Consider the following 23880-nt stretch of genomic DNA (forward strand, 5'->3'; position numbering starts at 1 on the left):
TCATTACAAGTAACTATTATGAGTTTACAAATCAAATTCTACAGAGGATAGATTACTCATCGATGAATCGAGGTTCTACGCAGCCACTTATAACTCAAGGCGATTTGAACAAAGTCGTTGTTTTAATTCCAGACAATAACAGGCTTGTTGAATTTGAATCTATTGCTGGTGTTCTAATGGCTCAATACGAGGCAAATGTCATTGAAAATAAAGACTTATTAAATCTAAGAGACACATTACTGCCACGACTCATGTCCGGTGAGCTGGATGTATCCGAAATCGATATTTAAGCCGCTAAATTATCGTTTATCGCTGTATTAATAGCAATCTTATCATCAATTATCTTTAATATATTCCCAATTCTTCTTTGTTCTCCTAACGGTGGAACAAATACTTCTAGTTTTTGAATCACATCAACTTGAACTCTCTGTCTGCCCGATGATCCAACCATTGATTTAATTGCTGATTCTCGTACAAAAGGGCTACAAACCAAATAGTAAATATAATACGGATCAGAAATACCCTCTTTTGCTCTGAAAACAATATATTCAGTTGAACCAAAGCCTACTTCCTCGTCATTTAGCACATTAACCATTGCTGTCTTACCATTTTCTAAACATGGTGTGATTCGTGCCATAATTGTATCTTTATTTCGGAATTTTGTACCTCCCGAGAACATTTCCTCTTCATAAGCTGATATATCTCGACAAAATGGTTGAAGTTTATCCATACCTATCTTTTTGGCTAGTTGTCCCTTTGGAATACTTTCTCTCGGATTAAAATCAGCTATATCTGATAGAATCATTTTTTTCTTATCAAATTTCATACCCAATCGCCCCCAACTTCTTTCTTATTTCATCTTCAAGCTCATGCGATTTCTCAAACATATCCGAAAGTTCAGAAGTCAATCGTGTCATTTTCTCTTCAAATGGTTCCCCGTCATCCTCCTGCTCCTCTATTCCAACATATCGCCCTGGTGTTAATATATAGTCCTGCTTTTTAATATCTTCCAATGATGCAATTGCACAGAATCCTTTGACATCTTCCAGTGTACCATCCTGAAAATCCGAAAAAGTTTTAGCTAATCTATCGATATCACCTAAACTACCATCTTCCTGCACTCCTTCAGTAAAATCACGATGCTTACGATCCACCATATATCCAATTTTGCGAGCATCAATAAACAATGTTTTTCCCTTTTGTCTTTTATTCTTACTAATAAACCAAATAGTTACCGGTATTGTTACGCTATAGAATAGCTGTGTCGGCATTGCAATAATTCCTTCTATCAAATCAGCCTCTATTATTTTCTTTCTAATCTCTCCTTCACCACTCGTCTGGGAAGAAAGTGCTCCATTTGCAAGAACAAGGCCAATCTTTCCATTCGGTGCAAGATGATGAATCATATGCTGAATCCATGCATAGTTGGCATTCCCCGCTGGTGGTGCACCATATTTCCATCTAAGATCTTCCTTAAGCTTGTCTGCTCCCCAGTTCGAAAGGTTAAATGGCGGATTTGCCATAATAAAATCTGCTTTTAGTGATTTATGTAGGTCATTAAAAAATGTATCTGCCTGATATGGTCCGAAGTCTGCATCTATTCCCCGAATTGCCATATTCATTTTAGCCATCTTCCATGTATCTGCATTAGATTCTTGCCCATATACTGAGATTCGTTCACGATTGCCACTATGTGCTTGTAGAAATTTTACCGACTGTACAAACATTCCACCTGATCCACAGCAAGGATCGTATACACGACAATTATCAAATGGTCGCAAAATAGCAACAATCGTTTTTACTATACTAGATGGGGTATAAAATTCTCCACCTTTAACACCTTCGTAGGCTGCAAACTGCGCAATACAATACTCATATGTTCGTCCTAATAAATCTTTACCCTCTTCTGCATTACCCATATCCATGTTTGTGAAGAGATCAACCACATTTCCTAAAACTCTTTTTTCTAAATCAGGACTTGCATAATTCTTTGGAAGAACATTCTTTAGAGTTTTATTCTCCGATTCTATTGCTCTCATTGCATCATCAATCACAGTTCCTATCTCTGGGGTATGTGCTGCTGAAACAATTGTACTCCATCTTGCTTCTACTGGAACAAAAAATATATTGTCCTCTACATATGCATCTCTATCGTCCTCAAATCCATCACCTTCATCAACCAGTGCCTGATATTTCTTTTCAAAAGCACTTGAAATATATCGAAGGAAAATAAGACCCACAATTACCTTACGGTATTCTGCCGCTGGAATATGTCCCCATAGTTCACATGCCGCATCCCATATTTGCGATTCAAATCCAATATTTATATTGTTTTTATCTGCCATTTGTTATCTCCTTCATTTCCATATACAAACTTATAGTATCTCATTCTCAGTTTACCATATTCAACTATCCTATTATCAGGACTCATTCAGTTCTGGATACTTAATAATCTCCATCAATTCTCCAACTTGACATTGTAACACAGCACATATTCTAATCAAAACATCTAAAGCAACCAACTTATTTTTCTTTAGTTTATCAAATGTGCTTGTACTAAGCTTTGCCGCCTTTCGCACATCTGCATTTGTCATATCTTTCTCAACAATCATAACAAATAATTTCTTATAGCTGATTTCCATCATTTCACCTCTGATACTTTCATCAAAATACTAATAATGTTCAGTTTTAATTATACTACTACTAATGAATTTTTTCCACCAAACCCTTTCGATTTCTCGAATGCTTTTTATTATAATTCACATATGATATTCAGCCGATAAACTCCGCATCCATACATCACCTCATTTTTCCATTCACTCTCCTCAAACAACTCAGCCCCCGCATACTGAATCCCGAGCTTATGCAAAACAATTTTATGAAGTTCCAAATTATATTTAATATCATCAATCCAAAAACCAAAACAATCCCATTTTTTCTTTTTCTGACAAATAATCATACGCCCTATAATTATTTACAATATAATCTCTTATTTACTCTGCCCTTTCTTCTAATGCCAGCTCATATTCTCCCAACCTATCTTCATCAGATATTTCTTTCTTCTCGTCGTTATCCAATTGTATAAATTCACTTTGCAAATCTGTTTTATTCAAATTATCCAACATTGGAACACCATCAAATGCTTCATATTCTAATTTTTCTGTTTGATCCACCACATGCATAGCCGCTTCCAGATTTTCCTCGAGATAATTTATTCCAACATTTATCTACGGCTTCAATTCCCTCTTATCTCACTTTAGGATATCCAGTTTCTCCTGCGTTTCCATATGCCATTTCTGAAAATCACGAAATTCCGCTAACGACAACTTCACTGAAATTTTATGTTCCTTCAAGTCGGAACGATATCTTCTTCCATCTGGCATAAATACGCCCTCCCTCTCTTTTATTTGTGCAAGTATTTCTGTTCAATCCCATGATTGATTCCTCACTTTCTCAATTACTCTGTTACTGATAAATCTTCTGTTGACAGTTTTTGCAAGCTACGGAAAAGGTCGGACCTTTTCCTGAAAAAAATCGCACAAGCAATTATTTCTGCCTCTTGCCCATCATTTACTAACGTTTCTGCTGCATAGCACTACGTGAATGCCATTATATCATCAATATAAAATTCGTATAGATTCTCCTCGAATCGAAAATGAACTAGTTTCTTCTCTCTCATCAAATAATTTACAAATGGCTTTCTAGCAGTTGTAAATTGTTTCAAGGTTATCTACATACAAAAAGACCTCATACAGAGAATCTCTCCTCTATACAAGGTCTATAAAAATTCATTATTTTCTTCTTATTTCAAAGACAATTTTCAACATTTCCGCTGGAAGGCTTGAATACCTTTTTTAATTGAAACGAAATCGCCTGTATATTTTTTACATTTATTCAAACTCAGCAAGTCCACCGCTCTTCTTAAACATCTTTGTTTAAGTTTCGTTCAGGAACTGCCTTTATTTTATCTCAATTACATATTTTATTCTGGCTTACTGATTTTCTGTTGCCAAAGTGTTGCCATGTTTTTATTATAGTGGATGGCTATTAGAAAATCAACTATTTTAGCCTGCAAGTCTTATCCGTTTGGCTATTCCTTTAATATATATGTCCTGTTCCTATTTTCACCAGCACCAATAACATCATCCATTTTAGCTATAATCACCCTCGTTCTAGCAGAACTTAGTCCAATAGATTTAGCAATGTCGCTTGTTTTTGATTTTCCATTTTCCAGCAAATATTCTCTGATTTTATCCATGTTCTCTGCAGTTTTCTTCGCTTGCTTTTTATCGCTTGTTTTTTATCGCTTGTTTTTTATCGCTTGTTTTTATCGCTTGCTTTTTCTTAAATTCAAGTGACAAAATCGTACGATCTGGATCAAACCGTTCTTCAATCACAGGTTCTATCCAACCTTCATCTTTCCATACATTAAAGATATTCGGCACACCACTGCCAGCACGTTCGCCAATATTAATAAGATTGAACATTTTCATTAATGCCTTATTTCTTGGATCCGATTCACCACCCATTCTCATCTGTGCTTTTCCGGTACGAATATATCCTGGATTTTGGAAAATTAATTTATCAGGTTCTTTTAGAATAACTACACCTCTAACGCCATAAAAATCAGTGTTAATCAAGCAATTTGCAAGCGCCTCTCTTAATGCCTCATGCACTGGTGTATCATCAATACGATCTCCTCCTTTTGTTTTGAAGGGAATCTTGATGTCTTTTGTGATTTTGTTATATACTCTAAAATAGAAATCACATATGTTACCAGACCACTCTCCCGAACTAGACTGTAAACGATCCGTCCACCTTATTGTTGGATCAAGTGTTTCTCTATAATCCAAGAAATACTCCGGAAAATGTCTTATAATATTGAACTCATCTCCAAACATCAACATGCCTGCAGCTGCTTATCTTCTTTAGAAATAGCGGCAGCTCCAATACTGCGTAAATATTCTGCATCATCTAGTCTTTCAAAAGGATGACCTGTCTTCAGTATTCTGTGTCGATTTCTGTATCCCTGTATCGTCTCGCTATTAAGGTCTGACATCTCGGCATCATCCAATACATCCATATCTACTGTATTTTCCGTCTGATCACGCAACATTGCCTTTACTTGGAGTCTGGTACATTTGTAATCACCAGAATTTGTTCTACGGTATGTTCCATTAAACATATCATTGTTAATATATACTGGCTTCTGACTACGTTTTGCCATTGGAACTTCAATAACAATGATAATATCCGCATCTACTTCATATGTTTCAACATTAGCCTCTGACAGTAGATTAATGTTTACCTTTTGAGGATTATGAAGCATGTTCCATAGATTATCCAATAGTTTTTCTTTATCTGCCACCTTTAACCCAGTAGTTTTCCAATGTTTATCACTTTGTTCTCTTACACCAAGTATGATAACTCCACCATACGTGTTCGCATATGCTGAATATGTTTCCCACATATCGTTTGGCAGACCACCATTGGCTTTCTTAACCTCTCGACGATTATCCTCTTTGTATGAATCAAATTTTGTTATGTCGAATAGTTTTTCCAATCAATTCACCTCCCACACTTATTCTTCTAAATCAGCAATACCATATTCCAAAAGCAACTCTTTTGCTTTCTTGATTCCATCCTCTGTAATATATATCCTTAGCTGTTCCCTGTGCCATCATGCATGTAACTTATATTTATGCAATAATCATGCTTGCATTTTAAAGATTGTCTCGATAAACAAACCAGATGTTAACATGTACGAAAAAATTGTTAGTAATCCAAACATAATAATTAAACCTACTATACTTTCTAACCACCTAGTTAAATAAATTATTTTTCTAATAAAAACGATCTCTATTTTAGAATCAATTTTAATCACCATAACTCTAAGTAGCATAATTAATATAATGATAATTTCAATAACCACGACTAGCAATCCAAAGAAAACATAAATACTTGGCCAATATTCTTTTGGAGCTAATAAAAGTTTACTCATGTTTATATCGTCTGGCATTTTTTCAATCAAATTTGGCAAAATCAATCCACTATAATATATATACATAGACACTATAATAGAAAAAATACTATATTTCATCGTACTGCTTTGAATTCTATTAGTAAAGGCCGAGATGAAAATAAAAAAAGCCCCTAAACATATAAAAATGGCACTTGTAAAATAGAATATAGTTTGTACTTCAATTTGATGTTCTTGTAGCCATAAACTTCCCCAGCTTGAAATCAATATCACAATAAATAGTGTACCTCCCATATCAGCTGAAGAGGCGTTGCTCTTTTTGTTCCTCCTAGGAAATTTATAATTGGGAGTGGGAATAACTCTATACTCCGAGCCTATTTCGGGCTGCGCCTTCCAGACAGCTGAAAATTTATTTAAAGCTAGTCTTAGCTTTCCACTTTGATTACTTATCTTATTAAGAATAAGGCGCAGGCCCCAAAAAAGTAGTCCCGTAAACACGCCACTAACAATTCCCTCCGGTATACTCTTAAAACAATCAATAAACCACTCTATAATATTTTTCAGAATTTCCAATAAATATCCTCCTCTTATCTAATTGGATTATCTACCATATTTTTCTTTGCCTCTATTACATTATAAGCATTTTTACCCTAAAAATCAATTAGGTGCATACTGTGTGCTTTTTCTTATTTCAAGAAAACTCGCACCAACGGTGCAAGAAATAGCATTACCAGTTTTAATATAACAATGGCAACAAAAATTCCTTACTTTTGAGCATAATTAAGATAATATGAATATGACAGGCAATCTCAAAGACGACCTGTCACATAAAATAACCTGTATTAAATTGATATTACTCAAACTCCCTAGCCATTCGCTTTAATGCGAATTTATTTGATATATTTACTATCATCTAATTGCTTTTAGTTCAGGAATTCTATGTATTATTTTGAGTATATTAAGCTTTGGGTATCATAGAGGTATCATCGTGTATCACAGATATTCTTTAATTCAAATACAGATTTTATCCAAAATATATACCCAGTTATTCTATCCACTCTAAAGGAATTAGTTTGTCTCCATTTTGCCATACACATACTTCATGTATTTCCTCAAGTTCTCCGTAAATTGATGAATCAGCATGTTCTAAAACAATTATCTGCATATTACCCTTCGTATTAGATATACACTTTGCCATAGTAGAAAAAATACTCTTCACCGCTTCTTTATCAACATCTTTTAAATTTTTAACCTCTATTTCATCGACATCTGAAAGATGTGGAAAATAAACCTGGCTTGGCTGATCAAACACAACAAAGTTTGGTACTGATGCTTGAAAAGTTGAAAAGAAAGATTGCAATCCCAAAATTGTCGAAATATGATATGCCAACCAGTTTGAACCACTTCCTATTTCCCATAGGTAATCTTTTCTTCCATCTTGACTGTCCACTTCAACCGTCAAATTTTTATAGTCGAGTTTAAACGGATCATTTGGACGTTCTGAATCAAGTGATTTTATTAATTCCATTTGTTTTACTGATACTCTTGTAATTGCACTGTCAATTTTTCTTTTTATAACTGACTCATCTACTACTTTTTTCAACTCATTAATTCTGATTTTTAATTTATTTATTTCTTCAGATAGTTCACCGTCTACCTCAAGAGAAGCAATTGTCTCACTTGCATACTCTATTTTCCCTAAGAATCTTGATATTCCATCCAATGTATATCTATTAGGATTTATATTCTCTGCATCAGCCTCTTGCTTTTTTCTAGATTCTTCGATTTTAATCCTTTTTTGAATGGATACTAGTTCTTCAGTTAATCTCTGAATCTCCCCTTTTACAAAATCATATTCTCTTTCAAAAGCAGCTGGAACATCTTCCAATTGCTTCTTTTTATTTTTTGCTTCTTTCAATCTAGTAAAATACAAATTTCTTTGATGGTTGTCATCATCACATTTTTGTTGACAAACAGGGCAAATATGCCCCTTTTTCGCTCTTTCATCAAGCCAAGAAGTAATATTTAATCTTTCAATTTGAATAGTTAAAGCATCTCTATACTCATTTATACTTTTTGTCAATTGTGACATTTCTATATAACGATTCTTATATTTTGTAAGTTCCAAAGCAATTGAATTCTCAGATTCTCTTAGTTTTACTATTTCTTGTGAACTATTGAAAATACTGTCGCTCTTTATTATTTTTCCTTCTGTATTGGTTCTTACTAGCTCTTCCATCTCTTTTAACTGACTTTCAAAACTAATATTTCTACTAGATTCTTCTATCAGCCCCAGCTCAATGGCCACCGACATCCAGCCCTTTATCTCATCTTCCCATCGAGTTGTCAACTGACACAACTTCTCATAATCGCTCTCTTTTTTCTTTAACTGCCTTTGTAAATCCGATAATTCTTGACGTGCAGATAGCACTTCAGGTGTTATCGCACCCAAAACATAAGGAAAGATATTAATCAATTTATTTCTATGTTCTGTCTTGTCAGTTTTATAAAACAAAATATTTGCATTAGCAACAACATTTTGCGGTTGGAAACAAAATGACATTAAGTCTCTAAAAGCAGGACGACTTCCATAATACCCCTCATCTGTGTCTATAAAACTTAATTTGGAATATTCGTCTAAAAACCGCTTAACACTCTGACAGGTTGCGTTCTTTTCCGGTGTATTCGGAATCTCAATGTTTTCATCCTGAATCAACATCATCTCGCTAGTAGATTTTTGTAATCCAGGTTCTTTTCTCGCAAATAGAGCCCTGCCCTTTTCAAGCTTGACAACTACACCAAACCAACTGCATGCTTTTCTTATTGTTTGAGTGGGTATATAACAATCACCACTTGCCAAACAATAATCAATTATAGGTATAATTGCTGACTTTCCTGTTCTAGAATCACCAGTAATCACATTAACTGTATTGGTATTAAAATCTATAACCTTATATTCAAATTTTTCATTTTTAGGCCATAATATCAGTTTTTCTATTTGAAACTGCATGTTAAAACCTCACTTTCAAAATTTCTTCAATTTCTGTCAAAGTTAGTCCAGAGCACCATTGTCCCAGTTTCTCTGCATTTTTTCCCAATTTCAAAACCGACACAGCTTCTTTGTTTCTCTTTTTTAGTTCAATTGGAAAAAACTTATTTGTATCCAAATCTAAAGAAACTAACCCTGCCTTTATAGCTTCACCAATAGACTCAACAGTACTTTCCTTCATTCGTTCTATATCTTTATGGATACTACTTACCAAATCATTTTTCAATACTTCTGTCTTCATAAATTTATCTGACATGATCCTCATTCCTGATGACTTATTTGTAGATTGTATCTGCTGTGCAATATCTTCTTTCAAAATCATTGGCAAAACAATGAACAATAGTTCAATATGAACTAAGTCATTACTTTCAGAATAGTATCCCAATATAAAGTTCCAGAGAATATATGCTCCTAGCATAGGATTCCGGACATTATCATATTCATTAATCATTTTTTTCATCCTCTTTTAATTTTTTCTTGTAAATTGGATGCCAACCAATCTCCTCCATATCCGCCAACTCATGATAACAACCATTTTTAAAAAATCTTGGTGTCACTAAAATTCCCATATTCACATCTTCATCCACGCACATATTATATAAATATTTTCCTCTTTTGGGTTCTTCCCAAGTATCTTTATCTAATTCAACAATATTTCTTTTCGTTTTCCACCGACTTTTTAAATCTTCAAAATACTGAGTAATAATCTCCTCATTTACATCACCTTTCACTGCCCAAACAGTTCTATTTGCAGCTGCTTTTAAGTAATCATTTATAGCCTCAAGTTGATCGTCATAATCTAATTCAATTAATTGCAGTTGCCTTATGTATGTTTTATATTCTCTTTGTTGTAGTTCAATTTCAGTGTTAGTTGGATTTGGCGCCAACTCAACCAAACATTTATTTTGATTAACCCATTTTTGAGTTAAAATCATTTCATTTTGAAATTCTTCTTTCGAAATTTGCATAGGTTGACTATTTTCTATTTGCAATGCAGTTTTTTTATCAATCCAACCTAAGATTTTATCAAATACCAGTTCTTGAATATCTGCTGGTAGATATGTCTTCGCTTTGAATTCCTGATATATTTTATTTGTATGTCCCTCATCCATTACCACTAATTTAAATTTTTCAATAATACAGAGTGCATATCGTTTGTTCTCGTCTGAAATAAAAGTCTCAACATACTGATTAATTGAATCACTTTGCTGTATATAATTTTCTTCATTATCTAAAAATGCATTTTTTATATTTTCATACGCAGTCAACGATTCCTCACTATTTCGTGCCATATTTATCGATGACACGATGCCTCCACTTTTATCAACGTTTATCACAAGTGTAAATAAGGTATTGTCCATTGATAGTTCACCGACTTTGAGCGCAATTAACCAATTATATAAGGTTTTCCATAAATCCGTAGCTTTATCTGATACAGGATTACGTGCAGATAATGCACTTTTAGTTTGAATAGCTTCTTTTCCATTTGGATTTTCTATGCCAACATCATCAAATTTCTCTACACTTACTGTACTTTCCAGTTCACAATTTAGCAACTCATATAACATTTGACGAACTTGTAAACCATATCCATATAATTTGTCTGGTACATGTGTGTTAGATATTTCGATATCCTTTTTATCCTCCAAAACATTCACCTCTTCTCACCCTAAAGTTTTATCCTATCTCTTATCCATGAACTCCAAAAAATACAAATCCAACTTTAGCTTTCACGTTTTTGTAAGTACACGAACAATAAAATACTCTTAATGATCACGTTGACTTAACTGTTCCCTTGCATTTGCAATAGCCAATGACAATTTCTGTTCCAATAATTCCTTTGGTGGCATCTTCGTCAGATACTGTCCAACGTGAATGTCTCCACCATCAAGTTCTAGCAGTTCTATTGTTTCCTGTGATTTTTCAGCACATAATATCAATGCTACTGGATTTTCTTCTCCTTCTGCTTTTTCATTCTTATTTAGCCAGCGAAGATATAGTTCTACCTGACCTTTGTCCTGCGGCTCAAATTCTCCAAGTTTCAATTCAATTAAAACTAATCTTCTGAGCGTACGATGATAAAAAAGTAAATCCATGTAGTAGTCTTTCCCATCTAGAACAAAATGCTTTTGTCTTGCTAAAAATGCAAAATCAGATCCCATTTCCAAAATAAATTTTTCTAATTCTGCAAGAATTGCATTTTCTAAATCTTTTTCGCTATACGTGTCTTTTAATCCCAAAAAATCTAACATGTAGGGATCACGATAAAACATATCCAGAGACATTTTTCTATCATCTCGTAATTCTGCTATTTCATTTGCAATCGTATCTTCTGGTTTTTTTGAGATTGCAGTACGCTCATATAACATTGATTTTTTACGTTCCCTCAATGTACGTACTGACCAATTTTCATTTTTACACATCGTTGCGTAAAAATCTCTCTTTAATTCATCGTCTATTGGTAAAAGTTCAACAAAATGTGACCAGGTCAATTGTTGCGACAGTGTCGCGACTTTCTCATAATCACTAAACTCTTGATAGAATTGTATCATTCGAAATAATGAAGCACGATTGAATCCTTTGCCATATTCAGAAGTAAGGCGATTGCTTATTTCTGCCACAAGATTTTTTCCATATTCCGGCTTTTGTTCCCCCAGAATCTCTTCTGTCAAACATTTTCCAATACCCCAATATAGGTTTAGCATTGCACTATTGACAACTTTTTTAACATCATTTTTTTTATCTTCAATTAATGTATTTATTTCTTGATATACACTATTAAATTTCTCTGGTAAAATAATTTCATTTGGCATATATTATTCCCTTTCCAAAAATCGCGACAATGTAGCGACTTTTCGTTTATTATTTAAATCTATTTTCTTCTTTTAAAAATCTTAGATTCCATGCCCTTTCATAATCTCACTACCAGCAAGAATTTCATATTTCATAGCACTCTCAACTGCCACTTCTTCTGCCGCCTCTTTCTTTGCCTTTACAATTGGATCGTCTAGCATATTATCACCCTTTACTTCAAGAATCATGTAGGTTCCATCATTCATTTCTACAAGAAAATCAGGATAATACTTTCTCAATCTATTTGATTCAGGATCAACATATGGAACGTAGAAATCCGTCTGTTCGCTAGTGAACATTCCAGTAAAATACGTTTCTTTTACCCGTTTGTCAGATAGTAATTGCAGGAACAATTGAAGTTCTGGTTTTGAATCAAATACATAGGTATCCGCATGGAAGCTCTTACCTTTATTATTTACGACAACCGAATCCTTAGAGTCTTTTGAAACAATCAATTCTTCATTTCCGCTAAACTCATAATACCCACCCTGCTTTGGTTTTTTTAGTAATTGAACATCGACATTTTCTTTAATAATATCTTTTTTGACCTCGTATAGAGAGTCAAAGATACCAGGTACCAATTTATCATGTATTATTTCATTATGTTCATTCACCATAGCAAGAATTGTTGGCATTCCTTCTTTGGAATTCAGAAGCATACGTGCAATCTCAGTACAACGGATATTTGGAAAATATCTAGCGATTTCAGCAACAAGAGTAATTTCAGAATATTCCATCTTGTCAACCATGTAATTTACCGTGCTTTCACGCACTACAGAGGCCGTCGAGATTCCTTCCTTTACATACATGGTGGCATCATATGTTTCTATTTCCAAATCAAGTAATCCAAATTCGAGTTGATCAGATACATTTTTATCAGCGATTGAATACTCATAATGAAGTCTGTGCATTTTAATTGTCTTTGGTGGTTCTACGACTCTAACCGGAACTTTCTTTCTGTTTGTATTACTCTTATTTTTAAGTTCTTCAATACTTGTACGGAAATTCTTTCTTAATTCATCATCAAGAATATCCATATTTTCTTTAGATAAATACACGGTTGCTGTCTGTTGTTCTTCTGTAATCTTTCTCAAGCATCTCATTGTAGCCTGAAGAACAAACACCTTAGATTTAGGGCTCCTAAATAATGCAACACTAAATAATGAACGACAATTCCATCCCTCACGCCCTTTATTGACAAGTAATATAAACTGTTTCTTACTACCTTGTGTCCCAACAACATCAAGATTATTGAAATCTCTGATATCTTCTGATTTGGTAAGTTTATCATCTCCAACATTAACAAGAATCCTATCTAATGAAATTCCTAATTCAGATAGCACTTCCTCTATAACTGGACGGATATCTTTTTCGACCTCAGCAATCTCGGCTCCAAAAATAGCCATCTTTGGAACTAAACCTTCATATTCCTTGTCTCCATATTTTTCCCAGAAGTCCTTAATAATTACCTTCAAAAATTCTTTGCTCTTGACATTACTATATCCGATAACGCTGGTCTCTTTTAGATAATGATTTTGAATTGCAGCTTGAAGACCATATGCATAAACTACTTCTGGTAGAATTTTATTATCAACGTATGGTGTTCCTGTAAAATTGTAACACGCTACAACTCTACTTCCTTGACTTTCCAATTCCGTGGCTAATTCATTGATTGTTGTTCTTAAACTAGTGGCTGTACCACCCTTATGAAGCGCTTTCTCTAAGTCTGCACCAAACATATGATGTGCTTCATCTACAAAAATACCCATCTGTTTTAATCTTATCAACTTCTCAAATCTCTGATTTGACATAAGACTAGCATCGTCACTAATTTCCTGAAGCATTCCTAAAACATCATCTAGTACTGATTGTCCCGGAATATCACCACTAAAAAGTTTATCAACTGCTGTTTTTTCTTTACGCTGTCTTTTTAAAATAATTTTTTGAGTATTTGATACAATAATATTGTACTTTGATCCGTCCAGTGTATTCAAAGTAGTTCCTGTATCTTCCAGGAAATGAACTTTAATATTTGCATCTAAAACCCCAATATATTCTGGTGGAACCACTTTACTCTTATCAAATGTCACTATTTCTTTCAACGACTGTAATACTGTTTTATCTGGAGCAAATACAAGGGCGTTATGACAATATCTATCGTCTGCTGGAAATTTCGATGATAGTAGAAATTCATAAAAAATACATGTCGCCATTAAAATTGTTTTTCCCAATCCCATCGTTAAAGCATAAATGTAATTCGGATAATTTTCGGCATATTTTTTTATCTGTAAAAAATAATCATGATACTGTTTTGGTGAATAAACATCAAATAATGTCTGCTGTCCTTGTTCATCATAATAGTATCTATTTGCAAAGATTCCATTCCGTTTAGACCAATCATCAAAAATCTGATACATTTGAGCATTGTCCATAAACTCTTTAATAAAAATATACATTTCAAGTGCTTCAAACTGCGGTTTTCTCAAAAAAGCATCCGGATTCTTTTCTTTGTCGTTATAATCCAAATACTTTTTTGTCACCGCTTTATAATTATTACGAATTCTACCTTTGCTTTCCTTGTAAAAAGAATGAAGAAACTCAAAAAAGGCAAATTCCATTCCTGCTTCTTTTGCCATCTTTATACCTCCATTTCAAGCGATTCCGAAAGTAAATCCGTAATTTTTATTTTTATTCGTCCTGCACTATCTGTTATTCCATATACGCCAACTACTAATTCATCTTTTCCTGGAATATCACACACTTCTGGTCTCATGGTCTCTCCATCATAGTTCCAATCAATAAAGATTGATTCAACTAACTGTCTCCAATCTTCGACGGATTCTTTTTGCATGCTTAATTTCTGCAAAAGATTCATAGGATAAAATTCCTTTACTATCAACTTACCATTTTCTTTTAAAATATTTGCATCCGCTTCCCTTTTAAATTGTAAATCTGATTTATCCCTAAGAATATCAACGATTTCTATATCTAGTTTATAAGCCGATAATTCCTGTTCTAGTGATGCTTTTAAATCAGCTTCATGACCCATACAAATGATTTTTATTCTCTCTACAACAGTTCCTGGATTTTCTTCTTTCCTTTTTTCAAATGTCTTATATGGTAGATTAGCCTTTAATTCTTCAAGATCTGCCTTAGTTGCAATACGGTTTGTAGGCATAATTTTAACCATATAACCATCTAATTCTCCGTCATAAATTGATGATGAATCATATTTCTGAATTCCAAGTGCATCAATAATTAATTCCTTTGCTTCTACTGGGTTACGGAAGAAATCATAGTTATTTACATTGTATACTTCAAATCCTTTATATGAATCATCCTCTAATTCGTTTGCAACATTTATCAAGCGTTTTGTTGTTGTTTGAATAGATCCAAGATTAATATCTGCGCCAATAAACCTACGACCAAGTTTCATCGCTACTGCTTGAGTTGTTCCAGAACCCATAAAACAATCAAAAACAATATCTCCTGGTTGTGAAGAAGTATTAATTATCCTCTCCAGCAAAGCTTCCGGTTTTTGTGTCGGATAGTTCAATGATTCTTTTGCTTGAGAGTTTATCACATAAATATCTCCCCAAAAATTTTGAACAGGTTGTCCTTGATATTCATCTAAAAAGGTTTTTCTTCTTATTCGTTGGCTTTTATCTGGTGGGAAATATAGTCTACCATTTTTATCCCACTCTTGCATGGTTTCATAAGAAAAAGCCCATCCTTTTTCAGGTGGTTGATAACCTTTATACTCATAAATTAAAGATGGACTTGGTGTAGAAGATGGATTTGTAACAGGATCTCTACTGTATAACCTTCCATCACCATCATTGTAAACAAAACGCTGTTTAATATATTCTTGTGCTTCTGGCGAATCCTTTGTACGAATCATATTAAATTTATACGCACTTGTTTTACTATACATTAAAATAGTATCTGTCAATTGTCCAAATGATTTTGAGTTATTTAAAGCTCCACCCCTTCTTTTCCATACTATCTCATTTATATAATTATCGGTTCCAAATACCTCATCAAGCAAGCACCTTAAATAATGATTTCTATGATAATCACAATGTAAATAAATAGTTCCTTGATCACTCAACAAATCTCGCATAATGATTAGTCGTTCATACATAAACTGTAAATATTCATCATTTGTCCAAATATCAGAATATTGCTTTTCTTCAAATGATGACATGTCTCCGATCACTTTTTTCTTCCTTATATCAATGCTCTTTTTGTAATCTGCCTTACTGTCAAATGGAGGATCTATATAAATCAAGTCAACCATTCCACGATATTCCTTCAACAGATGGCTCATGACCTGCAAATTATCGCCCCAGAAAATTTTATTCATCCAACCATCTATAGGTTCTCCATAAGATTCCTTCAGCTGTGCTGGATAATACTGTGTTGATGAATATGGTCTCTTTCCCGTCCAGTGTAATTCTGGATATCCCTTTATTGGTTTTCTTTGTTCAAATTCAAATGATATCTGGTCGTTCATTATTTTGCTTCCTTTCGTTTACAATAGTGTCTCATATCACAGTTGGCGCATAGATTTTTATCTTTTGCCCTACCTGAAAAATCTTTTTTCTGAATTTTCTCTACAACTTTATCAAACTCTTGTATGGTAGCACCTATTGAAGTATTTGATTTGTCAAAACTTATTGTTGGAACACCATTTTCTTCCCCCGTATAATAGAGATGCATTTTACTTACTGACTTACCTGTTTTTTCTTCGATTAAGTGTGCATAAGCCTCTAGTTGTCTTCGATATCGTTTCATTTCTTCTGTTTCAATTAATATATTTGGTTTCTTCTCGGACTTAAAATCAACAATTTCAACAGTATCTCCTTCTCCCCGTATCAAATCAACTTTTCCCATTAAAATATAGTCTGATTTAACAAGACTTACTTCAACTTCTGCATCTTGAATTATGCTCCAATCTTTCTTAGTGCGCTCTACATATCTCATTACCTGCTTGTAGGCGGCTTCAATCTGCGCTTGCCCTAAATAGGAATGCTCACTCTTAGAAAGAGTTGTGTAATTTGTGTCAAACCAATCCCTTATATTTTCAGGAATAATCGTATTTTCTTCTTTTCGCATAGCAGCTCTATGAACATCTTCAATTGTCTCATGTACCAATGTTCCAAATAAAGTTGCTCCAACTCTCACTTGCGTAAAGCCTAATTCTTTGAAAAACTTATATTGCAGAGCACAATTTTCGAATAGTGCTATATGAGAAGTAAAAGAAAATGTATCTTTTATATTAACAGGTTTTACTTTTTCTAAAACTATGTCTTCCAAATTCACATCTTCATAATCTGGTAGCTTATTATAAAATTCTTCAAAATATTTACTGGGTGTTGCTCCTCTGCCGTTCTTTTCACAGCAAGATAACACCAACAGATTCTGTGCCCTTGAAAATGCCGTATAATATAGTCTCCAAAAATCAAAGTACTTAATATCATCCCGACTTTCAAATACACTTCGATGAAAATATTTATTCTCTATATCTTCAATAACTGCAGTAGCGTTAATTCTAGGTGTTGCATTCAACGAATCAACCATTACTATCGGAAATTCCATTCCTTTCGATTGGTGAATCGTCATAAACGAAATACATCCACTCGGTGCATACTCCGTATCATCTTCATATTCTGTGATTCCACCATCAATTAAAAATCTCAGATACATGTTAAAGAATCGTTCTACAGCTTGCTCAATGTTAGATTCTGTAAATACATCAATCCGATGTAAATATTCATACTTTCCAAGAATAGATGTTAGAATCGACAAGTTTCTGGCAGGTCTCTCATCCACTACGCCAGTTTTCATTTCTACACCAAGATAATCACTGAATGGTTCAAATTGAAATAATTGGTATAGCAAACCTGTAAAAGCATAATCTGCATTATCTCTACTTAGATTACTGTGCTTTTTCATTTTTTCAGTAATCCATTTTCCTATTGTATCCTTATTGTTTTGAATTAGTTCCTTCGCAGCTTTTATGCATTCATTCCCGTAATAATCGTATAGTTCCCTAAAGTCAAATTTGAAATCACGATCTCTAAGTTTAGATATGTATTCTGGAAAACACAACAATAAGCAACCCAATGCTTCTTTAATTTCTTTTCGTTTGAAGAACATTTCAGAACGTGGAGAATATACTTTAATATCATGGTCTTCCAAATACTCTATTAAATCTATGATTTTATCGTTTTTAACTGAACGACATAAAAAAGCAATCTGGTTATAGTCTGTAAGAATGCCTTTTTTCTTTAAACTCAAAACAAAATTTAATACTTGTTCATACCAATCTTCTGGAATTTCTTTTCCAGAACATTTCAAAGCAGCTGTCTTTTCACTGTAATTCTTTTTGCCTGGAACAATTTTCTTATCAAATCGAAAATTTTTCCATAAGAAATCATATGCTCTACCATCTGTCGTTTTCATCCAATCATTATAAAAATCAATAATTTGCTTCTCTGAACGATAATTTGTAACAAGTTTTACCTGTTTACATATTCCTTCTTCAAAATGTCTAGGAAATTCCAGAATATTTCTAATGGTTGCTCCTCTGAAACGATAAAGGCCTTGATCATCGTCACCAACAACACAAATATTTTCGTTGTCTCCAGCAATCAAGAATACTAATAACTCCTGTATATAGTTTGTATCTTGATATTCATCAACCATTACATACTTAATTTTTTCCCTAATCTCTACAAGTATTTCTGGATGGTTTAACAACAGTCTATATGTTTCCGTCTGAATGCTTGCAAAATCAATTAGGTTATCTTGCTCCAGAATAAAATAGTATGTATCCATTATATTTGCTATTGCAACAATACTTTCATCAGAATCCATTTGCATTGCTTCAATATCTACTAACTCTTCCGATAAATTATTTACATATTTTACAATCGTTCCTGCTTGTCTCCATGCTCCCGTAGCATTGGGAAATAAAGTATCGAAATATTCTACTTTACGAAATTCATTTATCTTCTGGAAAACCATATATTGCTGGTCAAAATTATCCAGCATTCGATAGTTCTTTTTAATTCGCGTATATTCCAAATGCTCCTTTAGTATTCTTAAGCAAATAGAATGAAACGTACCTATATACATTTCATTTATATTTATAGATATTCCAATATTCAATAATTCATTGGTTATACGCGTAATTAATTCCTTTGCTGCCTTCTCAGTAAATGTAGCTATCATTATCTCTTCTGGGCTTACATTGCATTCTGTAATCAAGTAAACGATTCGTTTTACTAGCGTATATGTTTTTCCAGTTCCTGGTCCCGCAATAATTAAAAGTGGGCCTTCAGTTGTAGATATTGCAAACCTTTGTTCTTCGTTTGCCTCTCCATAATCAAAACTCATAGTCGTCTCCCTATTAATTTGAATATTTTACAAGTAACCTAAAATTTTTTCCCTCTGTCTACCACATCTACCTGTCCCTTTTTCAGGACTCACTAATTTGATCTGATTGAAGAATTTTCAAATAATTTTCCCAAATCATTATTATACTTTGTTTGTCGACTTTTATCAGAAGTAAGCTGTGAAAAAAGATATATCAATACCTCTTCTGTAAAAATCGCTAAAATCCATAAATGATACATTTTTAAATAAGAATTATCATTTTGTATCTTGTTACCAAAATATTTATTGTCATTATGTACATAAACTGAATCACGTCTATATGTAAGTGTTTTTATAGCATGTGCAATATATTCATCTTCATTAATCTTAGCTTCAAATTCTCTCAATTTTAATAATATATCATCTTGAGATGGGAACAAATGAATATTAGCAATGCATTTTTTTATTAAATTAGGAATCGTTTTAGTCTTTTTTGACTTATCATATAATTTCATAAAGGTAAGCATATAACTATCTACTAATGCACATTCTACAATCAAAGTAAAATTAGGAGCAAGTTTCAATTTTTCTTTATTGTCAGAAATATCCTCTTCAACGCTCATAACATCTTTTAAATAAACTAGCTGCATAAAGTATCCATCGATTTCTTCTACAAGCTTAACTCTCATCTCTTCTTTTTGATTCATTATCATACCTTCATTCTTTTTTTATATCACAACTCAATTACATAACAACACAATTTTAACTTCCTTACAAAGAAATCTCATATGTGGAATTCAGGAAAATACCTTTTTCTACTAAATATTCAACACATATCTTTCTATTGCTGACTGTGGTTTGATACAAAACACTAACGTAATGACAATTTTTTCAACACTTCATACGCCTTAGTCGTAACAATATACCGCCCCTTCGTATGAAGCATTTCAACATAACCATCCTCAATTAATTCTTTCAATATCTGATTCACCTTAAGTTTCCCACAGGGTACCAGATTAGCTATTTCTTGTTGGTTCAATGGGCATATGCTCTTCCCATCAATTTGTAATTGGTTTTCCTTTAGAATTACTAATACCTTTGTTTTTTCATTTACAAAGCCAAGTATTTCATTCATATTCTAATCCTCATTATCTAAAAATCATTTTTTAATGGTTTTATTTTAAAACCATTTTACCATAACTACTTTTGCAAAACAAACGATTTTTGAAGTTTTATGCCATTTCATGATACCAATTATTTTAACAAAAAAAATGTGTTGCTACTGGTAATACATACCCAATAGCAACACGCCCTCAAACTACCTACTTCTATCCCATTTCTTTTCCTGCATTCCATCTGCCCGTTTCATCATCTTCGCCTCGTAAATCTCCTGATACCCTTCAAACAATTCAGCGCTGGACATCTTTTGGCTCATCCTTCGCATAACTTCTTTATACAAGCTCAAATTGTAATTATTATCTGCCATATCGAATTCAAAATACTTTTCTTTAGAATCCACGGATAAAAGAAAATATGATTCAGGAGTAATTCCATCCACAAGCATCTCAACAGCTATCAACTCAGATTTCTGGTCTAGCAAACTGGATTTATAAGCTTTTTCTAATTCCTGAGCCTCATCATACACTTCTCCAAAATAAATCGGATGACCAATGCACTTAAAATAAGCTTCCACCATAGCATAGGTATCTTCCTTACCTGTCATCTTATAAAGCTTCACTTTTTCTTCTACAGATAAAAGAGAATACTCCGAAAAACTATCAGGAAGAAACTCTATATCAGCCACTAATTCCGATTTTGATTCCACTTGCTCTGATACAATGCTTTGCATATCCCCCTCACTAGACAATTCTTCCTCTCGGAACGAAACATCCTTATATTGCGGCAGCTCTATATGTGTCGCTGCCTCCTGATGATCTTGCAACGCTTCATCCCGTTTAGGGTTCACCTCATAAAATGCCATCGGCTTCTCTATTGGTTTCTGAACCTCAAATAATTTCTCATCTTCAAAATAAGAATTTTCCTTTACAACTTCTGTTTTCGACTCCGATACTCTCTCCTCAACAAATTCAGGGATTTCAATCTTATTCGTAGAATTAATTTCTTCAAACTCTGATATCACATCCATTGCAGTATCTAACTTTTCAGTTAAACATCGCTCTGCCATTGCAACCATATTCTTGGCTTCTTTTTTCTCGACCTTCATCTGATCCAGCTTGCTGTACTCATCTATTCGCCATTGCTGATAAGCCCTCCAATCCCCATCAGAATTACAAGCTCTTTTCTTACTGGAATTTTGCTTGTAAATTGAGTCCTGAATCTTTGTAATTTCATCAATACGCTCCAGCTTACTTTCTCTAATATCAAGCAGATCCTCTATGGTACGGATATTATTATTTGCAAGAAACAGATACTCTTCCTGTAACTTATGAAACAACATCAAATCCTTTGCATACTTGGCTGATTTTACATAAAAGCGTTTCTGCTCAATCATACGCAAACGATACATTTTTCCATAAAACCTCTTTTGATAATGTGACATATTACCCCGCTTTACCCAAGTTGGATTTGTAGCATGAAAGTAAGGTATATTCATACTGGTGTATTCGAAGCAATATTTAAATCTGTCCTCTGCAAAATACTCATCCATTTTATCCAAACGATGATATAACTTACGTCCTGGCATCTTCACGGTAAGATATTCCTTCGGCTTGAATTCATAGCCTAATCGCTGCATTAAAAACAAAAAATGTTCCATACTCCCAGCGTAGGAAGCACAAAACATTGCGTCTCGATGAATCATTTCTTTAAATGTCTGTTCATATTGCCATTCTTTTCTGGAAAGATTCTGCGAATTCTTCACATACTCTGCTTCGATAATGGATAATCCATATTCCTTGCATAGCTTGTTGGTAATGGGTTGAATTATGTGCTTCCAGTCACCCTTCTTATAATCATACTTTCTACCATCAAGAAGACTCACACTATTCCAAACGATGTGACTATGAATATGATCCTTATCAATATGAACGGCATAAACAGCTTCATATCTGTCACCAAGAAATTCCTCCGTGAACCTTCGTGCCATATCAAATGCAATTTCTGGTGTTCCCTCTCCTGGTTTCAATGACAAAACAATATGATATCCCTGCCTCTTATTCGTTTTCTGAAATAACTTCTTTGTATCCATCATCTGATCAAAGGCTGTTTCTGGCAGACAGTTTACACTGCCCACCAAAAATAATTTCTCAGTCTTGTCTGGATTTTGAATATACTCCAGTGCATTTTGAAGATGTTGTGCTGGATTACGGTTTTTCTCCGAATTCATGTTCATGATTTTCGTAATTGCCATACGTCTAGTACCTCCTTCAAAATATCCTGAAGCTTTACCACTTCCTGACGTACCTCTTCAATTGCTGAAAAATATATCTGACCTTGTGCATTTGCCAGATGAGCCATCTGGTTTACATTGTTCGATACTCCAGAAACATTTCTGATCAACTGTGCTCTATCTGCCACAAATGTTGGATCAATCCCTTTTGCATTCTGAATCAAGGCTCGCAAATATTTGCTTCGATCCATTCCTGCTGATTTCGCATCTGATTCCAGTTTCATAAAATCTTCCTCCGATAATTTCAAAGAAACGTGACAATCCTTCTTACAGGATAGGTATTTTCGTTTTCCATTTGTCATATAAAAATCCTCCAATCTTCCGTTGTGTTTTGGTACAAATCTCTCTTATCTGTGCCATTGTCTCTATCTCCTTTCTTCCCTGGCTAATGCCAAAGTAATTCTCTTAGTACGGTTCACAGGGTTTGCAAGATACGGAAAAGGTAGCACTTTTCCCATCCGCAACTGCGGACGTCTTGGCAGGAGCACCTGCACCCGATATTTAACCCACCACAGTGGGCGATATACTATACAATAAATTTACACTTATGATATTTACCAAAAGCATAAAAATATCAGAAATGAAATCTATCAGCCTCTTCTGATTGCAAAAAGCAAGACATCTGACACAAGTCATTTCGTTAGCAATTTCTGATGTCAGACTGGCATATTCTTGATTTCATCTTTTCACAAGTGATTTCATTTCTGATTTCTTTTAGAAAATGTTGTCTAAATCCAAGTACTCATTGTCAGCAACTTCTGTTTCACTGATATCAGCTTTGATTTCAGCTTCTTTTACCTCAACATTTGATGAAATACCAACATCCCTCTCATCAGCCACAATACTTCTATATTTCTCTGCAAGTGTTCTTCCAATGGAAGACACCCCATCTGTTTCTCCAGCCAATAGACCAATCAAAAATCCACCAACCACCTTGGGAAGGTCTGCTGTTAATTGCTCCATCACGCCATGTGTAATCCGCTTGATAAATTCTTCTTCACGCTCTCGTGTCTCCAGATATGGATCATCTTTCAACTCTGCCATCTTGTGATAATAGCTGTTAATTGCATCGACTATGAAATCCTGCTGTGATGAACAAATCTCCTTATCCAGTTGGTGAAGATACTCCCATGCCTCCTTATGCTTAGGATTATTGGCATAGAAGCGAACTGTCTTTTGCTCTGTATCCTTCATTTGCCCAGCTCC

Annotated in this window: 23 protein-coding genes; 1 reads left to right on the forward strand and 22 read right to left on the reverse strand. The window is 33.9% G+C overall.

All coding sequences use genetic code 11. From position 1 onward, the window contains the following. A partial coding sequence (locus RMR19_RS04175) for a restriction endonuclease subunit S (protein ID WP_442871527.1) occupies nucleotides 1-290 on the forward strand: 290 nt, incomplete at its 5' end. On the opposite strand, the gene RMR19_RS04180 is transcribed toward RMR19_RS04175, so the two are convergent. The 22 genes from RMR19_RS04180 to RMR19_RS04285 all read right to left on the reverse strand — a co-directional run bounded on the left by RMR19_RS04180 (nucleotide 287) and on the right by RMR19_RS04285 (nucleotide 23868). After that, nucleotides 287-826 carry a restriction endonuclease subunit S gene (locus tag RMR19_RS04180; protein WP_310602240.1) on the reverse strand — a complete coding sequence of 180 codons (540 nt, stop codon included), beginning with the start codon at nucleotides 824-826 and terminating at the stop codon, nucleotides 287-289. The two genes, RMR19_RS04175 and RMR19_RS04180, sit on opposite strands and share 4 nt — an antisense overlap. Continuing rightward, a complete protein-coding gene (locus RMR19_RS04185) occupies nucleotides 816-2345 on the reverse strand; it encodes a type I restriction-modification system subunit M (RefSeq protein ID WP_310602241.1) in 1530 nt (509 codons plus the stop codon). The genes RMR19_RS04180 and RMR19_RS04185 overlap by 11 nt, the downstream gene beginning before the upstream one ends. Before the next feature lie 75 nt (nucleotides 2346-2420). Then, complete coding sequence (locus tag RMR19_RS04190; protein ID WP_310602242.1) at nucleotides 2421-2642, reverse strand: helix-turn-helix domain-containing protein; 222 nt, start codon at nucleotides 2640-2642, stop codon at nucleotides 2421-2423. Nucleotides 2643-2752: 110 nt separating this feature from the next. Next, entirely contained in the window at nucleotides 2753-2959 is a 207-nt protein-coding gene (locus RMR19_RS04195) for a hypothetical protein (RefSeq protein WP_310602243.1), read from the reverse strand. Between the two features lie 34 nt (nucleotides 2960-2993). Then, nucleotides 2994-3173, reverse strand: coding sequence for a hypothetical protein (locus RMR19_RS04200; protein WP_310602244.1), 180 nt, complete (start codon nucleotides 3171-3173; stop codon nucleotides 2994-2996). A 78-nt stretch (nucleotides 3174-3251) separates the two neighbouring features. Next, nucleotides 3252-3383: a hypothetical protein gene (locus RMR19_RS04205; RefSeq protein WP_310602245.1), complete on the reverse strand. Its 132-nt coding sequence runs from the start codon at nucleotides 3381-3383 to the stop codon at nucleotides 3252-3254. Between the two features lie 707 nt (nucleotides 3384-4090). Further along, nucleotides 4091-4258 (reverse strand): hypothetical protein, encoded by a 168-nt coding sequence (locus RMR19_RS04210; RefSeq protein WP_310602246.1) that lies wholly within the window; start codon nucleotides 4256-4258, stop codon nucleotides 4091-4093. 28 nt (nucleotides 4259-4286) lie between these two features. Beyond that, nucleotides 4287-4907, reverse strand: coding sequence for an ATP-binding protein (locus RMR19_RS04215; protein ID WP_310602247.1), 621 nt, complete (start codon nucleotides 4905-4907; stop codon nucleotides 4287-4289). Next, the gene (locus RMR19_RS04220; protein WP_310602248.1) at nucleotides 4901-5563 is read right to left on the reverse strand and encodes an AlbA family DNA-binding domain-containing protein; all 663 of its coding nucleotides are present in this window, start codon (nucleotides 5561-5563) and stop codon (nucleotides 4901-4903) included. Before RMR19_RS04220 ends, RMR19_RS04215 begins: the two co-directional genes overlap by 7 nt. Before the next feature lie 147 nt (nucleotides 5564-5710). Continuing rightward, nucleotides 5711-6553, reverse strand: coding sequence for a hypothetical protein (locus tag RMR19_RS04225; protein WP_310602249.1), 843 nt, complete (start codon nucleotides 6551-6553; stop codon nucleotides 5711-5713). A 472-nt stretch (nucleotides 6554-7025) separates the two neighbouring features. Further along, nucleotides 7026-8990, reverse strand: coding sequence for a DUF3732 domain-containing protein (locus RMR19_RS04230; protein WP_310602250.1), 1965 nt, complete (start codon nucleotides 8988-8990; stop codon nucleotides 7026-7028). A 1-nt stretch (nucleotide 8991) separates the two neighbouring features. After that, complete coding sequence (locus tag RMR19_RS04235) at nucleotides 8992-9480, reverse strand: three component ABC system middle component (protein ID WP_310602251.1); 489 nt, start codon at nucleotides 9478-9480, stop codon at nucleotides 8992-8994. Beyond that, nucleotides 9473-10678 (reverse strand): ABC-three component system protein, encoded by a 1206-nt coding sequence (locus tag RMR19_RS04240; RefSeq protein ID WP_310602252.1) that lies wholly within the window; start codon nucleotides 10676-10678, stop codon nucleotides 9473-9475. Before RMR19_RS04240 ends, RMR19_RS04235 begins: the two co-directional genes overlap by 8 nt. A 117-nt stretch (nucleotides 10679-10795) precedes the next feature. Then, nucleotides 10796-11842 carry a PDDEXK nuclease domain-containing protein gene (locus RMR19_RS04245; protein WP_310602253.1) on the reverse strand — a complete coding sequence of 349 codons (1047 nt, stop codon included), beginning with the start codon at nucleotides 11840-11842 and terminating at the stop codon, nucleotides 10796-10798. 81 nt (nucleotides 11843-11923) lie between these two features. Next, nucleotides 11924-14518, reverse strand: coding sequence for a TnsA endonuclease N-terminal domain-containing protein (locus RMR19_RS04250; RefSeq protein WP_310602254.1), 2595 nt, complete (start codon nucleotides 14516-14518; stop codon nucleotides 11924-11926). A 2-nt stretch (nucleotides 14519-14520) separates the two neighbouring features. Beyond that, nucleotides 14521-16398, reverse strand: a complete 1878-nt coding sequence (locus RMR19_RS04255) for a site-specific DNA-methyltransferase (protein ID WP_310602255.1) — start codon at nucleotides 16396-16398, stop codon at nucleotides 14521-14523. Beyond that, nucleotides 16398-19286, reverse strand: a complete 2889-nt coding sequence (locus tag RMR19_RS04260; protein ID WP_310602256.1) for an ATP-dependent helicase — start codon at nucleotides 19284-19286, stop codon at nucleotides 16398-16400. The genes RMR19_RS04255 and RMR19_RS04260 overlap by 1 nt, the downstream gene beginning before the upstream one ends. 92 nt (nucleotides 19287-19378) lie before the next feature. Continuing rightward, nucleotides 19379-19972 carry an AbiU2 domain-containing protein gene (locus RMR19_RS04265; RefSeq protein ID WP_310602257.1) on the reverse strand — a complete coding sequence of 198 codons (594 nt, stop codon included), beginning with the start codon at nucleotides 19970-19972 and terminating at the stop codon, nucleotides 19379-19381. Between the two features lie 164 nt (nucleotides 19973-20136). Then, a complete protein-coding gene (locus RMR19_RS04270; protein ID WP_310602258.1) occupies nucleotides 20137-20400 on the reverse strand; it encodes a hypothetical protein in 264 nt (87 codons plus the stop codon). A gap of 183 nt (nucleotides 20401-20583) precedes the next feature. Next, nucleotides 20584-22635, reverse strand: a complete 2052-nt coding sequence (locus RMR19_RS04275; RefSeq protein ID WP_310602259.1) for a relaxase/mobilization nuclease domain-containing protein — start codon at nucleotides 22633-22635, stop codon at nucleotides 20584-20586. Beyond that, the gene (locus tag RMR19_RS04280) at nucleotides 22614-22976 is read right to left on the reverse strand and encodes a plasmid mobilization protein (protein ID WP_310602260.1); all 363 of its coding nucleotides are present in this window, start codon (nucleotides 22974-22976) and stop codon (nucleotides 22614-22616) included. The genes RMR19_RS04275 and RMR19_RS04280 overlap by 22 nt, the downstream gene beginning before the upstream one ends. A 412-nt stretch (nucleotides 22977-23388) precedes the next feature. After that, complete coding sequence (locus tag RMR19_RS04285) at nucleotides 23389-23868, reverse strand: hypothetical protein (RefSeq protein ID WP_310602261.1); 480 nt, start codon at nucleotides 23866-23868, stop codon at nucleotides 23389-23391. Nucleotides 23869-23880 lie beyond the last annotated feature (12 nt).

The sequence above is a fragment of the Anaerosporobacter sp. genome (assembly GCF_031551385.1).
Classification (GTDB): Bacteria; Bacillota; Clostridia; order Lachnospirales; family Lachnospiraceae; genus Anaerosporobacter.

What these genes read in the sequence shown, in the direction of transcription:
- RMR19_RS04195 (WP_310602243.1), bottom strand. Translation starts at nt 2,959, where the DNA reads ATGATTATTTGTCAGAAAAAGAAAAAATGGGATTGTTTTGGTTTTTGG.
- RMR19_RS04205 (WP_310602245.1), bottom strand. Translation starts at nt 3,383, where the DNA reads ATGCCAGATGGAAGAAGATATCGTTCCGACTTGAAGGAACATAAAATT.
- RMR19_RS04190 (WP_310602242.1), bottom strand. Translation starts at nt 2,642, where the DNA reads ATGGAAATCAGCTATAAGAAATTATTTGTTATGATTGTTGAGAAAGAT.
- RMR19_RS04285 (WP_310602261.1), bottom strand. Translation starts at nt 23,868, where the DNA reads ATGAAGGATACAGAGCAAAAGACAGTTCGCTTCTATGCCAATAATCCT.
- RMR19_RS04260 (WP_310602256.1), bottom strand. Translation starts at nt 19,286, where the DNA reads ATGAGTTTTGATTATGGAGAGGCAAACGAAGAACAAAGGTTTGCAATA.
- RMR19_RS04265 (WP_310602257.1), bottom strand. Translation starts at nt 19,972, where the DNA reads ATGAATCAAAAAGAAGAGATGAGAGTTAAGCTTGTAGAAGAAATCGAT.
- RMR19_RS04235 (WP_310602251.1), bottom strand. Translation starts at nt 9,480, where the DNA reads ATGATTAATGAATATGATAATGTCCGGAATCCTATGCTAGGAGCATAT.
- RMR19_RS04215 (WP_310602247.1), bottom strand. Translation starts at nt 4,907, where the DNA reads ATGTTGATGTTTGGAGATGAGTTCAATATTATAAGACATTTTCCGGAG.
- RMR19_RS04270 (WP_310602258.1), bottom strand. Translation starts at nt 20,400, where the DNA reads ATGAATGAAATACTTGGCTTTGTAAATGAAAAAACAAAGGTATTAGTA.
- RMR19_RS04245 (WP_310602253.1), bottom strand. Translation starts at nt 11,842, where the DNA reads ATGCCAAATGAAATTATTTTACCAGAGAAATTTAATAGTGTATATCAA.
- RMR19_RS04280 (WP_310602260.1), bottom strand. Translation starts at nt 22,976, where the DNA reads ATGACAAATGGAAAACGAAAATACCTATCCTGTAAGAAGGATTGTCAC.
- RMR19_RS04185 (WP_310602241.1), bottom strand. Translation starts at nt 2,345, where the DNA reads ATGGCAGATAAAAACAATATAAATATTGGATTTGAATCGCAAATATGG.
- RMR19_RS04275 (WP_310602259.1), bottom strand. Translation starts at nt 22,635, where the DNA reads ATGGCAATTACGAAAATCATGAACATGAATTCGGAGAAAAACCGTAAT.
- RMR19_RS04250 (WP_310602254.1), bottom strand. Translation starts at nt 14,518, where the DNA reads ATGGCAAAAGAAGCAGGAATGGAATTTGCCTTTTTTGAGTTTCTTCAT.
- RMR19_RS04230 (WP_310602250.1), bottom strand. Translation starts at nt 8,990, where the DNA reads ATGCAGTTTCAAATAGAAAAACTGATATTATGGCCTAAAAATGAAAAA.
- RMR19_RS04210 (WP_310602246.1), bottom strand. Translation starts at nt 4,258, where the DNA reads ATGGATAAAATCAGAGAATATTTGCTGGAAAATGGAAAATCAAAAACA.
- RMR19_RS04180 (WP_310602240.1), bottom strand. Translation starts at nt 826, where the DNA reads ATGAAATTTGATAAGAAAAAAATGATTCTATCAGATATAGCTGATTTT.
- RMR19_RS04255 (WP_310602255.1), bottom strand. Translation starts at nt 16,398, where the DNA reads ATGAACGACCAGATATCATTTGAATTTGAACAAAGAAAACCAATAAAG.